Below are 16,440 nucleotides of genomic sequence, written 5' to 3' on the forward strand. Positions count from 1 at the left end.
AAAAAAATTAATAATATATCAAAGAGGTTTTGGGGGATTTTAGGTTGCAATAGTTATGTGCGAGTTGATATGATAATAATAGTGAAGTACCTTATTTACTAAAGGTAAATACTCTTCTAGGAATAACAACACAAATTTTTATTCCTAAGAGTTTAAAGGTACGGGGATTAGAATTTAGTGAACTATTAGATAATATAATAGAGTATTCACTATTTTAGGAGTTGAAGGTTAATGATATTTTCTAAAATAGAATTTAATGATGAAGAGCCATTATATCTACAAATAGAAAACTATATAAAAAGCATGATTACTAGTAATCTTCTTGTTTCAGATGGAAAGCTCCCTGCTACAAGGGAGCTTTCTAAGTTACTTGGTGTAAGTAGAAATTCTGTAATAACAGCATATGAAAATTTAGAGGAAGAAGGAATATTATATACAGTAAAGGGAAAGGGAACTTTTGTATCAGAAGTTAAATCCATAAATGAAGGGGGATGGAAGGTTATATGGAATGATAAGGTTAATAATTATGGAAAGCTTGCTAATGAATTAGATATAGTAAAAAATGAGATACCTTGGGAAAAAAATTTAATTTCTTTTAAAAGTATATCTCCAGATGGTAAATTATTTGATATGGATGAGTTTAAAAAGGCATTTTTAAATAGAATTTCAATTGAGGGTCATAAGATTTTAAATTATGGATATGCAAAAGGATATAAGCCTCTTATGGAATATTTATTTAATTATATGAAAACAAAAGGAGTAGATATAAAGGGAAAAGACATTATAATTACAAATGGTTTTACAGAAGGATTAGAAATGATTTTTACTGCATATACCAATACAGGTGATAAAATTATATGTGAAAATCCAACTCATAATACCGCTATTAAAATTATGAAAGTTCATGGATTAGATGTTGTAGGAGTTTCTATGACAGAAGATGGAATAGATGTTGATGAATTAGAAAAAAAATTAAAAAATAATTATATAAAGTTTGGGTACTTAATTCCTTCATATCATAATCCAACTGGAATTGTAATGAAGGGAGAAAAAAGATATAAAGTTTATAATTTGTTTAAAAAATATAATGTTCCTATTATTGAAGATGGATTTAATGAAGAATTATTATATAACAGTGTTCATGTATCACCTATGGCGGCTCTTGACAATGGTGGCAGTGGAGTTATTTATATAGGAAGTTTTTCTAAAATATTATTTCCTGGAATAAGAATAGGATGGATACTTGCTGATAAGGATGTTATAGATGTTTTAGAAAGTGTAAAGAGATGTAAAAATATTCATACTTCTTTTTTAGATCAGGGAATATTATATGAATATTTAAATTCTGGGGCATTTGAAAAGCAGATAAAAAAAGTTAGAAAAGTATATAAAGAAAAGTATGAGTTTGCATTAAATTGTATTAATAAATATATTAAATCAACATTTATATGGGGAGAAGGTGGGCTTCATATTTATCTTGGAATAGAAGGTATAAATGCTAGGGAATTATTAGAAAAATGTTATGAAAAAGGGGTTATATTTACACCAGGAGATATATTTTCAATAGATGATAGGTGTAAAAGTACGTTAAGGTTAGGATTATCAAGATTAAATTTAAATCAAATAGAAGAAGGTATTAAAATAATAGGAGAAGTAAAGAAAAAATTAGAAAAGTAACTTATTTTTATTTAGTTATAGGGGGTAGTAAAATTTATTCTTACTTTTTAAAAATTTGTTTTGCAAAATTACAGTAAAGATGATATTGTATTTAATTGTGAAATAAGATATTAGGGGGAGATGAGGAGATGAAAAACAATATGACAAATGATATGACTAATGGTAATCCAGTAAAGTTAATTTTATTATTTTCAATACCATTACTCATAGGGAATATATTCCAGCAATTTTATAATATGGTTGATACTATAATAGTTGGTAGATTTGTTGGAGTAGATGCATTAGCAGCTGTTGGAGCAACTAGTTCTATGGTATTTTTAGTTAATGGATTTGCAACAGGATTATCTAGTGGGTTTGCAGTATTAGTTTCACAAAGATTTGGGGCAAAAGATGAAAAAGGGTTACGTAAGGCAGTTGCAAGTGCAATTACATTAACGATAATTTCAGTAGTTATAATTACAATAGTTAGTTTATTAGGGGCCATGCCTTTATTAAAGTTAATGAATACACCTGAAAATATTATAAATGATGCATATTTATATATAAAAATAATTTATGCTGGTGTTATAGCAACAGTTGCATATAATTTAATTGCAAGTATATTAAGAGCTTTAGGTGATAGTAAAACACCTTTATATTTCTTAATAATTTCTTCTGTATTAAATGTAATTTTAGATTTAGTATTTATAATTAACTTCAATATGGGAGTTGCAGGAGCAGCTTATGCAACTATTATTTCTCAAGCTGTTTCAGCAATACTTTGCTTAATATACACATATAAGAAATTTACTATTTTAAGATTAAAAAGAGAAGATTTTAATGTCAAAAAAAGATATTATCATAAGCATTTAAAAATAGGAATTCCAATGGCACTTCAATTTTCAATAACAGCAATTGGAATAATGACAGTACAAGGTGCATTAAACGTATTTGGTTCTACTATTATTGCGGCTTATACAGCAGCTTCAAAAGCATTACAACTTGTTATGCAACCAGCAATTACTTTTGGTGTAACTATGGCTACGTATTGTGGACAGAATCTGGGGGCTAAAGAATATAATCGTATAAAAGAAGGGGTAAAAGCTTGTACTAAAATATCTATTATTACTAGTATTATTGCTGGAGCAGTATTAATATTCCTTGGTAAATATTTTGTTATGATGTTTATAAGTAATCCAGATGTGGAAATATTAAAATATGCTCAACAAGTACTTGATATATCAGCAATATTCTTTATACCTCTTGGATTAATATTTATTTATAGAAATGCACTTCAAGGAATTGGTGATTCATTTGTTCCAATGATGGCTGGAGCATATGAACTTATTGCAAGAGCAATAGTTGCATTTACATTACCACAATATATAGGCTTTTTTGGAATATGTTTAGCAGATCCAGTAGCTTGGCTTGCAGCATCAATTCCATTAGGAATTACTTATTTCAAAAGAATAAAACACTTATTAAAGCATGGAACTATAAAAGTTTAAAATACAAAAATGAGATGATATAAAATGATTTTAAGTTGTTTTATATCATTTTTTATATAAAGATGTATCAATGTTTATATTTTCACCATAAAATAAAGTGTTAGATAACTTTTGAGAGGATAAGAGAATTGAGTACATGTACTTCAACAGCTAATTTAAATGATATTTTAAATAATTTGAATTTAAGTGATGTAAATTTAGATGATTTACAAGATTTTTGTGAAAATTACAGTAATAGCAATACTGAAGCGGCAAATGAATTTCTAGCTTGTCAATTATTAAATTTACTACAATGTTATGGAATGCAATTTATGAAATTAGTATTATTCTTAATATTTTTATATGCTTGGAATAACCAAATGACAAATTGCTATTTTATGAATTCAAACTGTCAATTAACTAATGCTATAAGTGATTTATTAAATCAATGCTTAGAAAATAATTGTAGTGGTAAGAATAAATAATTATAAAAAATGTTTTTTGAAATTTTCTGAAAAGCTCACTGGTTTTAAACGGTGGGTTTTTTATTTATATTTAAGAATATATAAAGTTAGTGATATCAATAGATTTTAAGATTTAAAAGTAATACTGCAAATTGGTTGCAACATTAGAAGCTTTTTTCATTATAATTGAAATAAATTTAAATATATTTGATAAGTTTAAAATATTAGTGTAATTTAAATTTGAATTTTTGATTATATATAATAAAAAAGATAATTTTAAAATAGTTAGATAATAAAAGATAAAAAACTAAATTATATGGGGTGAGAATTTTATGAAGCACAATTTTGGAGTAATTGAAAAATTTGAAGAAGATAAATGGTATAGTGATTATGAACCTAAAAAATATAACTGTATTTCAGTTAGTGATGATTTAATAGAAGGTATAGTGAAGGAACATTTAGAAGAATTAGGAAAGTTAAAAACATATTTTCAAATGAAAAAGCATCCAGGATTAGGTTTAGATTATTGTGGAATTACAATTATTCCTCCAAGATCATTAAAAGAATTTAAAAAAATTATTGCTAGGGCAAACAAGCAATTTAAATCAAGTGAACTTGAAAATTTAATTAATAAAATTAATATTGCTATTAGGGACAATAAACACTTGATTCACTATGGTATATAGATTTTAAAATATATGTTTTCAAATAAGATTAATTTTGAATATGACATAATTTTTAAAGTTGCATTAAAATAAGAGAGTTAAATTATTAACCCCCTTATTTTAAAAATTTCTTATGGAATCATTCTTAAGTAAATCCTTAAAAATCATTTTAGCTCCAGATAAATAATCATAATTTATATTAAGATCTGTAGATTTTAATAATGACCAAGAAGCATTATAAAATTTAACTATAAAAATAAAATCTAATAATTTTTCATAATCTTTTGGGTTATATTCACCAAAGTAAAATTTTAATAAATCTTTTCTAGATTTTTCAGAAAAGAACCAAGAAATAGTGGCTAAGTCAAAAAAAATATCACCCATTGAAGAATATTCATAATCTACAAAGTATAATTTATTAGAAGTTAAAATAATATTAGATGCATTTAAATCATTATGGCAAAGTCCAATTAAAGGGCTTTTATTAAGCTTATATTCAATGTAAGTTAAAAATTCCAATAGTATGTTTATAGATTTAGGCAAGGGTAAATTTAAATCTTTACATATTTCTATTCTTTTTCGTATATCATTAAATGGATTAAATTGTTTTTCACATTTTAAATTATGAAGACTCTTTAATGAATTTGAAAGCATATTTAAAAAGTTAGATGAATTAAAATCATCTAGTGATGGCATACTTCCATCAATCCAAGAAGTAATCATATTACCACTTTTATTAGAAAAATAATATATATTAGGGGCTAAGTTTATTTTAGATACCTTATTTAATATTGATAATTCATTTATTCTATCAGTATGTAAGTAATCAGCTATGCAAATTTTAACAAAATAATCATTGTTATTGTAAGAAACCTTATAATTTTCACTACTAAGACCTCCTAATTTTTCAATAAATGATATATTTATAGGATTCCAATTCATTTCAGTTTGTAAAAATTTAATTAAAGTGGTTTTCATAGCAATCTCCTAATGTAAAAGTATATAATATATGTTTATTGACATTTAAACAAATAATAAAGTATTATAACAAAAAAAGAAGGTGTTTTAAATAAATAATTGGTGGCATAGTATGGAAAATGAAAAAGATAATTTATATAGTGTTATTAGTGGAATAACTGAACTTGATAAAAATATAATAAATGAAGCTAAGAAAAGAGTAGATTCTCTTGCAAAACCATTAGGAAGTTTAGGAAAATTAGAAGATATAGCATTAAAATTAGCTGGAATTACTGGGAAAGTTAAAAATAAAATAAAGAAGAAATGTATAATAATTATGGCTGCAGATAATGGGGTAGTAGAAGAAGGAGTGGCATCAGCACCACAAAGTGTTACATTAGCTCAAACTATAAATTTTTCAAGAGGAATTACAGGAGTAGCAGCATTATCAAAAGAAAATAATACTGATTTAATGGTAGTTGATATTGGAGTTAATACAAATAAAAAAATATTAGGAGCAATTGATAGAAAAATTAGAAGAGGGACTTCTAATATAATAAATGGACCAGCAATGAGTTATGATGAAGCTATAAGAGCTATTAATATAGGTATAGAAATGGCTAAGAAAGCTTATGAAGATGGATATGATATATTAGGGATTGGGGAAATGGGTATAGGAAATACAACAACTAGTAGTTCTGTTCTTGTAAGCTTAACTGGATGTGAAATTGAAGAAGCTGTTGGAAAAGGAGCAGGAATAACTAAGGAAGCTTTTGAAAAGAAAAAGTGGGTAGTATCAAAAGCTATAAAAATTAATAGTCCTAATAAAAATGATATTATTGATGTACTTTCTAATGTCGGAGGTTTTGATATAGCTGGTATGACAGGAGTGTTTTTGGGAGCTGCATATTATAAAATTCCTGTAGTTATAGATGGATTTATATCTGCAGTTGCAGCGTTATCAGCAATAAAATTAAATCCATTAGTTAAAGAATATTTAATAGCCTCTCATTATTCTAAGGAAATTGGATATAAGATTGCAATGAAAGAAATTGGACTAGAGCCAATGCTAAATTTAGATATGAGATTAGGAGAAGGTAGTGGATGTCCTATAGCATTTTCAATAGTTGAATTTAGTTGTGCTATGATGAATAACATGGCAACCTTTGATGAAGCAGGGATAAATGATGATTACTTAGATGATGTCAGGGAAGAGGAAAATTATATAGTTTAGGAGAAAGTATGATTGTATTAGTTATAGGTGGGGCTAAGAGTGGAAAATCTATGTTTGCTCAAAATTTAGCAAAATCTTTAGAAAATAAAAGTGGAAAATTATATTATATTGCAACTATGAAGCCATATGATTTGGAAGATTTAAAAAGAATAGAAAACCATTTAAATGAAAGAGTAGGATATGGATTTAATACAATTGAAGAACATACTAATATGAGCAAAGTTGTAAAACTTATAGAGAAAAATGATACTGTTTTAATAGATAGTATAACTTCTATTGTTACAAATTCTATGTTTAAAGGAAAAGAATTTTATAGATATGTTAGCAATGATATTTTAAATGGAATATTAGAAATTATTAATTCAGTTGAAAATGTAGTTATGGTATCAGATTACTTATTTAGCGATAGTATTAAGTATGATTGCTATACTGAAAATTTTAGAAAAGAATTAGGAATTATAAATAGAAGATTAGCTAAAATTTCAGATACAGTAGTTGAATGTGCCTATGGAAATATAATTTATCATAAAGATAAAACTATATAATGGAAGAGCCTCTGGGGTAAATCTAAATTTTAGATTAACACTGGAGGCACATCTATTTATTGTAAGGAGGAAAAATGAATAAGTATTTTAAAAGTTTTTTGATGGCAATAAGTATGTTTACTATTATTCCATTGCCTAGGTATGAATGGGATGATGAAGGTGGAAAAAATATATTGAAATTTTATCCTTTAATAGGATTAATTATTGGATTGATTTGGTATGGAGTATTTAAATTATTTAATTTATTAAATGCAAGTATAATGGTAACATCTGCAATTACTTTAATTACCCCTTTTATATTAACGGGCATGCTTCATTTAGATGGATATATGGATGTTTGTGATGCACTTCTTTCTAGAAGGGATAAACAGGAAAAGTTAAGAATATTAAAGGATCCTCATACAGGAGCATTTGCAGTTATTTCAGTAGTAATGTTATTTATAGTAAATTTTTCTGCAATTAATACAATAATAAGCAATACTATTATATTAAATTATAATAGTGCATTGGGATTAATATTAATACCTATAATATCAAGAAGCTTAATGGGATATTTATTAATATCAAAGGAATCTATGAAGGGAAGTTCATTAGGAGCATTTTTTAAAAGGGGTACAGGAGATGTAGATAAGGTTATATTGTTAACAAGCTTGTTAATATCAAGTTTGATTTTAATATTTATTTTTGGAATATATGGATTAATAATAAGCTTAGGAATGAATTTAATAAGTTTATATTTTGTTAACAATGCAATTAAAGAATTTGATGGAATGTCTGGAGATAGTGCTGGATATGGACTTGTTATTGCAGAAACAGTTGGTATTTTAATTTTAAGCTTTATATAGTATATGGCAATGTGAGTAGAGGAGAAAATTATGATTTTAGTTTTGGGTGGAGCATTTAATGGAAAATTGGACTTTGTTAAAGAAGAATTTGAAGTTAGTGAAGAAGATATATTTTATTGTAATGAAGATAAAATTAATTTTTCTAAAAAGGTTATATGTGGATTACATAAGTTTACATATTTTAATGTAACAAAGGAAAAAAGTTCAATTGAATTTATAAAAAATAATATAAAATTATTTAAAAATAAAATAATAATTTGTGATGATATATCAAGTGGAATAGTTCCGTTAAAAAAAGAAGATAGGATTTGGAGAGAGGAAACAGGAAAGTGCCTTCAATATTTATCAAAGGAATCCTCTAAAGTATATAGGGTGTTTTGTGGAATACCATCAGTTATCAAAGAATAATAAATTAAAAGAAAAGAATAGAAAAGAATAGAAAAGAATAGAATAGGTAAGTTAATGTATGAAACAACTTGTAGTATATTTAATAAGGCATGGAAAAACAAAAGCAAATGAAAATCATCTTTATTGTGGAAAAAGTGATATAGAATTAAGTAAAAAGGGAATAGAAGAATTAGAGGAATTTAAAAAGAAAATAAAATATCCTAAGTGTGAAATATTATTTAGTAGTGGAGCTAAAAGGGCAAATGAAACATTAGAAATATTATATCCAGGAAAAAAGTATGAAAAAATTAATGAATTTTGGGAATATGATTTTGGTGATTTTGAAATGAAAAGTTATGATATGCTTAAGGAAAATGAAGAATATATTAAATGGATTACTGATAATGAAGGAAAAGTATCATGTCCTAATGGAGAAAGTAAAATTGAATATAGAAAAAGAATAAAAAATACATTTAATATGTTTATTAAAAAATGTTTTACTGAAAATAGAAATGAAGCAATTTTAGTTTGTCATGGAGGAACAATAGGAACAATATTGGAAATATTTTATGATGATAGCAAGAATTTTTATGAACATCAACCAAATTGTGGAAGAGGATATAAAATTAATTTAGAACAAATAAATAATAAATTAGAAATTATAAATATAGATAATATTTAATTAGAGGAAGGATAAAATGATACAAATAATATTAGGATTTTTATTAGATTTAATAATAGGTGATCCACAAAATCCAATTCATCCAATTAGGATAATAGGCTCATTATGTAAATTTGTAGAAAATTTATTTAGAAAAATATTAAAGCAACATTTAAAAGTTGTAGGATTAGTAACTTGGATAATAGTAGTTTCTATAGTTTTTACATTTAATTATTTATTAATTAAAATTACATATTTAATTAATCCAATTATATCAATTATATTAGGTGCAGTGATGATTTATTTTTGTATATCAGCAAAAGCTCTTAAAATTGAAGGGTTAAAAGTAATTAAGTATCTTATTAAAGATGATATTAAAGGCGCAAGAAAACAATTATCATATATAGTTGGAAGAGATACTGAAAATTTAGATAAGGAAGCAATATTAAAAGCAGTTATAGAAACTGTAGCTGAAAATATGTCTGATGGAGTCATTGCTCCATTTTTTTATGCGGGGCTTGGAGGAGCACCATTAGCATTTTTATATAAGGCTGTAAATACAATGGATTCAATGTTTGGATATAAAAATGAAAAATATATTGAGTTTGGATATTTTCCAGCAAAATTAGATGATGTATTTAATTATATTCCAGCAAGATTAAGTGGTTATTTAATTACAATAGCTTCTTTTATTTTAGGGTTAGATTATAAAAATAGTTTAAAAATATATAAGAGAGATAAAAATAATCATAGTAGTCCTAATAGTGCACATCCAGAAGCCGCAGTTGCAGGTGCATTAAATATTCAGTTAGGAGGAGCAAATTATTATTTTGGAAAGCTTGTGGAAAAGCCAACTATAGGTGATTGTAAAGAGAAAGTAAGCATTGATAAAGTTAATGATGTAAATAATATATTATATTGTAGTGCTATTTTAGGATGTATAATGTCACTTATAATTAAATTTATAGTTAGTTAGATAATGTTGATAAAATATAAGTTTTTAATAAGGAGGATGGAAAATTGAGTGTTCATGGTGGGAATATAGAAGAAGTTGCAAGGCTGTATAAATTTAATCCAGAAGAAATAGTAGATTTTTCAGCCAATATTAATCCAATGGGGTTAAGTGAAAATGTTAAAAAAGCAATGATAAAATCAATTGATAAAGTTATTAAGTATCCAGATATAACTTATTTTGATTTGAAAAATTCTATTGCTAACTTTGAGGATATAAATTCCCAAAATATTATTTTAGGTAATGGTGCTGCTGAAGCAATATTCAATATAGTACGAGCTTTAAAGCCTAAAAAAGCATTATTACCAGCACCAACATTTTCAGAATATGAAGAAGCTATTTTAAGTGTTAATGGTGAAATAAAATATTACAAGTTAAAAGAAAAAAATAATTTTGAAATAGATAATGAATTTATTGACAATATAAAAGATGATATAGATGTAGTTTTTATTTGTAATCCTAATAATCCTACAGGGGTTTTAACAACAAATCAATTTATAATAAAAGTGCTAAAAAAGGCGTTAATTACAAATACTATAATCGTTATAGATGAATCATTTTTAGATTTTATGGAAACAAATAATGAGTATTCAAGTAAGGGTTTATTAAATTATTATGATAATCTTATAGTTGTTAAATCACTAACTAAGTTTTTTGCAATTCCAGGGGCTAGAATTGGATATGGATTATGTAAGAACAATGTATTAATAAATGAAATTAATAAAGTTACGGTGCCTTGGAGCATAAACATAATAGCAGCTGATGCTATAATTCAAGGATTAAAGGAAAAAGATTATATTAATAATAGTATAAAATATGTAAAAGATGAGAAAGAATATTTATATGGAGCACTAAAAGAAATACAAGTGTTAAAGGTATTAAAACCAAGTGTTAATTTTATAATGTTTAAATTATTAATTGATTTAGATTTAAAAGGTGAATTAATTAAAAGAAAAATATTAATTAGAAGTTGTAGTAACTATATAGGATTAAATGAAAATTTTTATAGAATAGCAGTAAGAACTTCAGAAGAAAATAAAATTATTATTAATGAAATAAGGAATATTTTATTTGACAAATAAATTATTCAAATATATAATCAATATGAATTTAAAACCATATTAGGTGATTATAAACTTAAAAGGGAATTAGGTTAAAATCCTAAGCTACCCCAGTAACCGTAAAACTGACGAAATTCATTTTTATACCACTGTAAAATTTATGGGAAGGTTTGAATAGTAGAATGAAGTTAAGCCGGGAGACCTGCCTATTATGATGAAAATATTATCTTCTGAGGGTGAGATAATAGATACAAATAAAAGATAGTGTAATTAATGTACTTTATTTATATAGCTTTTAAATAGTTATTATAATGAGTTTAAAATAATTATTTAAATACTTAAAATAAGGTGTATTAATAATATTGTCTAAAGTTATTATGTATTTTAGAGTGCTCTTAATATGATAGCACTCTTTTTTAGTTAAATTTTTTAAATTAACTAAGTAACCACTCTAAGATGTAAATTTAGGAGGAATAATAATGAAAAAGACAAACAAAGTTTTATCATTAATGCTTACTTTTATAGTAGCAATGATGATGTTTGTAGGATGCTCAAGCAAACCTACAACAATGAAGGATAGGGAAGGAAATGAATTTAATGTTCCTAAACAAGTAAATACTATAATATCTACTGCACCATCTAATACAGAAGTTTTAGTTGCTTTAGGGCTAGCAGATAAGTTAGTTGCTGTAGATAAATATTCGGTTGATGTTGAAGGAGTAAGTTCAGATATAACTAAAATAGATTTTAGAAATCCAGATGCAGAAAAAATAATATCTTTAAAGCCTGATATAGTAATAGCATCTGGCCATAATAAAGTTGGGGATGAAGATCCTTTTGCATTAATAAAGGAAGCTGGAATTCCAGTTGCATATATACCAAGTAGCTATAGCATTGATGAAATATATGGAGATATTGAATTTATAGCTAGTTTAACTAATACAGAGAAAAAAGGTAAAGAATTAGTAGATTCAATGAAAAAAGAAGTAGAAAAAGTAAAGGCTATAGGCGATAAAATTGCAGATAAGAAAAATGTTTATTTTGAAATTGGAGCTGGTTCAGGATTATATACATTTGGGAATGGAACATTTTTAAATGAACTTATTGAAACAGTTGGAGCAAAAAATATATTTGGAAATGAAAGTTCATGGATAACAGTAACACCAGAAGCTGTTATAGATGCTAATCCAGATGTTATTTTAGTAAATACACCAGGAACTAATGAAGCTGGTTTAACTGCAATTGAAGATGTAGAAAGTAGAGATGGATGGGACACAATAACTGCAGTACAAAATGGAGCTGTTTATTCGATAGATAATAATGCTTCTTCAAGACCTTCACAAAATGTAATAAAAGCATTAAAGGAAATAGCAAAAGCTATTTATCCAGATGAATACAAAGAACTATAAAAATAAAATATTATTAATATTATCAATTCCATTGATATTGTTAGTTATAGGTATTGGAACTTCCCTTGGAAGTTCCAATATTAGCATATTAGATACTTTTTCTATATTAGGCAATAAATTTTTTAACGTCCCATTAACAAATGGAATTGATCCAAAGCAAGTAGCTATCATTTGGAATTTAAGATTACCAAGGGTTTTACTTGCATTTATGGTAGGAGGATCCCTTGCAGCAAGTGGAGCTATAGTTCAATCTGTTTTAAAAAATCAATTGGCATCACCATATACATTAGGAATATCTTCAGGTGCCTCATTAGGGGTAGGAATATTAATTATAACAGGAGCATCAATATCTGTATTAGGAAGACTAACTATGCCTGTAGTAGGTTTTTTATGTAGTTTAATTACTATGGTAATAGTATTAAAGTTTTCTGAAAAAGTTGATAGAGGAATGTCTAATACAACTATAATATTAGCTGGTATGGTAATATCATTATTTTTTAGCGCGGCATTAACTACTATTTCAGCATTAGCAAGCGATAAGATACAAAGTATAACAATGTGGTCTATGGGATCATTTTCAATGAAGGGTTGGAGTTATGTAAAGGCAGGTATACCATTTTTCATTATTGGAATTTTAGGTGTATCTTTTTATTTTAAAGAAATGGATGTATTAACTTTTGGAGAAGATCAAGCTAAAACAATTGGAGTTGATACTAATAAAGTTAAAAGAAGATTATTTTTATATGTAGCAATTCTTACTGGAAGTGCTATTGCATTAAGTGGAACTATTGGATTTGTAGATTTAATTGCTCCACATGTTGTTAGAAAAATATTTGGTTCAAAACATTCTTATGTTGTACCTATGTCAGCAGTATTTGGTGGATGTATGATGATACTTACTGATTTAGTTGCAAGAACTATAGTAGCACCATCAGAATTACCAGTTGGTGCAATAACTGCATTAATTGGAGCTCCTTTTTTTGCCTATATATATTTTAAAAAGTCAAAGTAGGTGGTGGTTTAATGTTAGAAGTTAAAAATGTTAGGTGTGGATATGACAATAATGAAATAATAAAGGGTGTAAGCTTTAATGTTGAACCAGGAAGTAACTTATGTATAGTTGGCCCAAATGGTTGTGGGAAAAGCACATTATTAAAATCTATAGCTAATCTTTTGAATTATAAGGGAAGTATATTATTAAATGGAAAAGAGATAAGTAAATTTAATAGAAAAGACTTAGCTAAAAGTATAGCTTTAATGAGTCAAGCAAGTTCTATATATTTTCCTTATACAGTTTATGAAACAGTATCATTAGGAAGATATGCACATTTAAAAGGTGTGTTTTCAAGAATGAGCAAAAGTGATGAAGAAATAATAATTAAAAGTATAGAAAATGTAGGATTATTAGATTTAAAGGATAAATTAATAAGTGAATTATCGGGTGGACAATTACAAAGGGTATATTTAGCAAGAGCATTTGCACAAGACCCAAATGTAATTCTTTTAGATGAACCAACAAATCATTTGGATTTAAAATATCAAATAGAAATGTTAGAGTATTTAAATAAGTGGAGTAAAGAAAATAATAAAATAGTAATAGCTGTATTACATGATTTAAATTTAGTACAAACATTTGGAGAAAAGGTAGTAATGATGAAATATGGGAAAATAGCTACTGCTGGAAATGCAAGGGAAGTATTAAATGGAGATAAGCTTAAAGAAGTTTATGGAATTGATGTAAAAACATTTATGATAGAAGCTTTAGAAAAATGGAATTAAAGTTTAAGATTACTTTAAATAAAATTTTACAATATTAGAAAGGAGTTAAACAAATGAATAAATTTATAATGTCATATAGTTGTGGTAAGGATAGTACTTTAGCATTATATAGAATGATAAACAAGGGAAATATTCCAGTGGCTTTAATTACAACAATTAATAAATATAAAAAAAAGTCTTGCTTTCATGGAGTTTCAGTAAACTTAATATATGAAATTTCAAAGTCATTAGATATTCCTGTAGTATTAATAGAAGTTGTAGGAAATGATTATACAGAAAAGTTTACACAAGCATTAATTTATATAAAGGAAAAGTTTGGTGCAGATTCTTGTGCTTTTGGAGATATAGATTTAAAAGAACATAGAAAATGGTGTACAAGTAGATGTGATGAAGCTAATATAGAGTCTATATTTCCTTTGTGGGAAGAAGATAGAGAAGAGCTTGTTTATGAATTTATTGATAGTGGATTTAAGACAATTATAAAAAATGTAAAGCTGCAGCGTATGGGAGAAGAGTTTCTAGGAAAAGTTTTAACTAAAGATGTAGTTAAAGATATAAAAGAAACAGGCTCAGATGCATGTGGAGAAAATGGAGAATATCATACTTTTGTTTATGATGGACCGCTATTTAAATATCCTATTAATTTTAAAATTTTAAATGTTATAAAAAATGAAACACATGGATTTTTAGAGATAGAGGAAATTGTCCATGAATAAAATAATGGTTCTAGGAACAGCCTCAGGAGTAGGAAAAAGCACCATAGCAACGGCTTTATGTAGGTATTATAAAAATAGAGGATTTAAAGTAGCACCATTTAAAGCAATGAATATATCATTAAATTCATATGTTACAGAAGATGGATTAGAAATGGGAAGAGCACAAGTTGTTCAATCAGAAGCTTGTGAATTAAAGCCAATGGCATACATGAATCCTATTTTATTAAAGCCTAGTGGAAATAATAAAACGCAAGTTATTGTTAATGGTAAGGTTCATTGTATGATGGATTCATACAAATATAAAGAATTAAATAAAGAATTAAAAAAAATAGTAAAAGAAACATTTGATAATTTTTCAAAAAATTTTGAAGTAATTATATTAGAGGGATCGGGAAGTTGTGCAGAAATTAATTTAAAAGAAACTGATATAGCTAATATGTCAATGGCAAAAGCAGCAGATGCAGATGTAATTTTAGTAGCAGATATAGATAGGGGAGGGGTATTTGCATCTGTAGTTGGAACATTAATGTTACTTGAAGAGGAAGAAAGAAGTAGAGTAAAGGGAGTTATTATTAATAAGTTTAGAGGAAATGTTGATTATTTTAAAGAGGCGATGAAGCAGTTAGAAGAAATAATAAATATACCAGTATTAGGGGTTTTACCATATTTTAAATTAGATATTGAAGATGAAGATAGTGTTACTGAAAGGATTAAAAATAATAGTGTTAGTAATTTAGATATAGCAGTAATAAGACTTCCTCATATGTCTAATTTTACTGATTTTAGTAGCTTAGAAAGAATTGATGAGGTTAGTGTTAGATATATTGAAAATGTGGATGAGGTTAATAATCCAGATTTAATAATAATACCAGGAACTAAAAATACAATAAATGATTTAAGAGTTATTAAACAAAATGGAATTTTTGATAAGATTAATGAGCTGAAAAATAAGGGGAAAATAATATTAGGCATTTGTGGTGGATATCAAATGTTAGGAGATGATATTATTGATTCAGAGGGTATAGAAGGCGAAATCACAAGTGAAAAGGGATTTGGATTTTTAAGTATTGATACTAGATTTTCTAAAGAAAAGATTACAAGACAAACAAAGGGTTATATTAAGAATATTAGTGATTCATTAAATGAGTGTATTGGAATAAAAGTATTTGGATATGAAATACATAATGGAACAACAACAATAAAAAATAAAGAGCAAATATTTATTGAAAATGAAAATGGGGATATATTGGGGACATTTAATAAAAATGTTATTGGAACGTATTTACATGGGATTTTTGATGATAATAATTTTCTAAATAGCTTTATTAATAAGTTAATGATTAATAAGGGAATTAATATTTTAGATAAAGAATTAATGAATTATAAAAAATATAAATTAACTCAATATGATGAGTTAACAAAACTTTTTGAAGAAAATATAGATTTAAATAGAATATTTAATAAGTAAAAAAATTAGCAGTTTATAAAATAATGAAATAAACTGCTAATTTTTTTTAAAATATTTTATTAATAAAAATATTTTAAGTATAAGCAAATATTAA

Annotated in this window: 17 protein-coding genes and 1 riboswitch; of the genes, 16 read left to right on the top strand and 1 reads right to left on the bottom strand. The window is 26.0% G+C overall.

The features are described 5' to 3' along the window. Nucleotides 1-231: 231 nt before the first annotated feature. From pdxR to ACUN06_RS04490, 4 genes are all read left to right on the top strand, one after another. Nucleotides 232-1,677, top strand: a complete 1,446-nt coding sequence (gene pdxR / locus ACUN06_RS04475; RefSeq protein WP_294396731.1) for a MocR-like pyridoxine biosynthesis transcription factor PdxR — start codon at nt 232-234, stop codon at nt 1,675-1,677. A gap of 140 nt (nt 1,678-1,817) precedes the next feature. Further along, complete coding sequence (locus tag ACUN06_RS04480; protein WP_291732114.1) at nt 1,818-3,164, top strand: MATE family efflux transporter; 1,347 nt, start codon at nt 1,818-1,820, stop codon at nt 3,162-3,164. Nucleotides 3,165-3,292: 128 nt separating this feature from the next. Next, the gene (locus ACUN06_RS04485; RefSeq protein WP_291732015.1) at nt 3,293-3,628 is read left to right on the top strand and encodes a hypothetical protein; all 336 of its coding nucleotides are present in this window, start codon (nt 3,293-3,295) and stop codon (nt 3,626-3,628) included. A gap of 311 nt (nt 3,629-3,939) precedes the next feature. Then, on the top strand, nt 3,940-4,293 hold the full coding sequence (locus tag ACUN06_RS04490) for a hypothetical protein (protein ID WP_291732017.1): 354 nt from the start codon (nt 3,940-3,942) through the stop codon (nt 4,291-4,293). Between the two features lie 99 nt (nt 4,294-4,392). Here the strand turns inward: ACUN06_RS04490 and ACUN06_RS04495 are convergent, their stop codons facing one another. Beyond that, on the bottom strand, nt 4,393-5,250 hold the full coding sequence (locus tag ACUN06_RS04495; RefSeq protein WP_291732020.1) for a choline kinase family protein: 858 nt from the start codon (nt 5,248-5,250) through the stop codon (nt 4,393-4,395). Nucleotides 5,251-5,362: 112 nt separating this feature from the next. Here ACUN06_RS04495 and cobT point away from each other — a divergent pair, with 112 nt between their 5' ends. The 12 genes from cobT (at nt 5,363) to ACUN06_RS04555 (ending at nt 16,346) form a co-directional block, all read left to right on the top strand. Continuing rightward, entirely contained in the window at nt 5,363-6,463 is a 1,101-nt protein-coding gene (gene cobT, locus ACUN06_RS04500) for a nicotinate-nucleotide--dimethylbenzimidazole phosphoribosyltransferase (RefSeq protein WP_291732023.1), read from the top strand. Between the two features lie 8 nt (nt 6,464-6,471). After that, nucleotides 6,472-7,008 carry a bifunctional adenosylcobinamide kinase/adenosylcobinamide-phosphate guanylyltransferase gene (locus ACUN06_RS04505; protein ID WP_294396737.1) on the top strand — a complete coding sequence of 179 codons (537 nt, stop codon included), beginning with the start codon at nt 6,472-6,474 and terminating at the stop codon, nt 7,006-7,008. 74 nt (nt 7,009-7,082) lie between these two features. After that, entirely contained in the window at nt 7,083-7,853 is a 771-nt protein-coding gene (locus tag ACUN06_RS04510; protein ID WP_294161138.1) for an adenosylcobinamide-GDP ribazoletransferase, read from the top strand. Between the two features lie 30 nt (nt 7,854-7,883). Then, nucleotides 7,884-8,261 carry a bifunctional adenosylcobinamide kinase/adenosylcobinamide-phosphate guanylyltransferase gene (locus ACUN06_RS04515; protein WP_294396740.1) on the top strand — a complete coding sequence of 126 codons (378 nt, stop codon included), beginning with the start codon at nt 7,884-7,886 and terminating at the stop codon, nt 8,259-8,261. Nucleotides 8,262-8,319: 58 nt separating this feature from the next. Continuing rightward, complete coding sequence (locus ACUN06_RS04520) at nt 8,320-8,922, top strand: histidine phosphatase family protein (protein WP_294396743.1); 603 nt, start codon at nt 8,320-8,322, stop codon at nt 8,920-8,922. 16 nt (nt 8,923-8,938) lie between these two features. Further along, the gene (gene cbiB, locus ACUN06_RS04525) at nt 8,939-9,877 is read left to right on the top strand and encodes an adenosylcobinamide-phosphate synthase CbiB (RefSeq protein ID WP_294124604.1); all 939 of its coding nucleotides are present in this window, start codon (nt 8,939-8,941) and stop codon (nt 9,875-9,877) included. A gap of 44 nt (nt 9,878-9,921) precedes the next feature. Next, nucleotides 9,922-10,995: a threonine-phosphate decarboxylase CobD gene (cobD, locus tag ACUN06_RS04530; protein WP_291732076.1), complete on the top strand. Its 1,074-nt coding sequence runs from the start codon at nt 9,922-9,924 to the stop codon at nt 10,993-10,995. A 24-nt stretch (nt 10,996-11,019) separates the two neighbouring features. Then, a riboswitch (cobalamin riboswitch) is annotated at nt 11,020-11,198 on the top strand. Nucleotides 11,199-11,453: 255 nt separating this feature from the next. After that, entirely contained in the window at nt 11,454-12,383 is a 930-nt protein-coding gene (locus ACUN06_RS04535) for an ABC transporter substrate-binding protein (RefSeq protein WP_291732083.1), read from the top strand. Beyond that, nucleotides 12,364-13,395 carry a FecCD family ABC transporter permease gene (locus ACUN06_RS04540; RefSeq protein WP_291732085.1) on the top strand — a complete coding sequence of 344 codons (1,032 nt, stop codon included), beginning with the start codon at nt 12,364-12,366 and terminating at the stop codon, nt 13,393-13,395. The genes ACUN06_RS04535 and ACUN06_RS04540 overlap by 20 nt, the downstream gene beginning before the upstream one ends. A gap of 11 nt (nt 13,396-13,406) precedes the next feature. Continuing rightward, entirely contained in the window at nt 13,407-14,162 is a 756-nt protein-coding gene (locus tag ACUN06_RS04545; RefSeq protein WP_449390145.1) for an ABC transporter ATP-binding protein, read from the top strand. 53 nt (nt 14,163-14,215) lie between these two features. Beyond that, nucleotides 14,216-14,878 carry a Dph6-related ATP pyrophosphatase gene (locus tag ACUN06_RS04550; RefSeq protein ID WP_294396752.1) on the top strand — a complete coding sequence of 221 codons (663 nt, stop codon included), beginning with the start codon at nt 14,216-14,218 and terminating at the stop codon, nt 14,876-14,878. Then, nucleotides 14,865-16,346: a cobyric acid synthase gene (locus tag ACUN06_RS04555; RefSeq protein ID WP_442879616.1), complete on the top strand. Its 1,482-nt coding sequence runs from the start codon at nt 14,865-14,867 to the stop codon at nt 16,344-16,346. Before ACUN06_RS04550 ends, ACUN06_RS04555 begins: the two co-directional genes overlap by 14 nt. Nucleotides 16,347-16,440 lie beyond the last annotated feature (94 nt).

This window comes from Clostridium sp. ETTB3 (assembly GCF_053571985.1).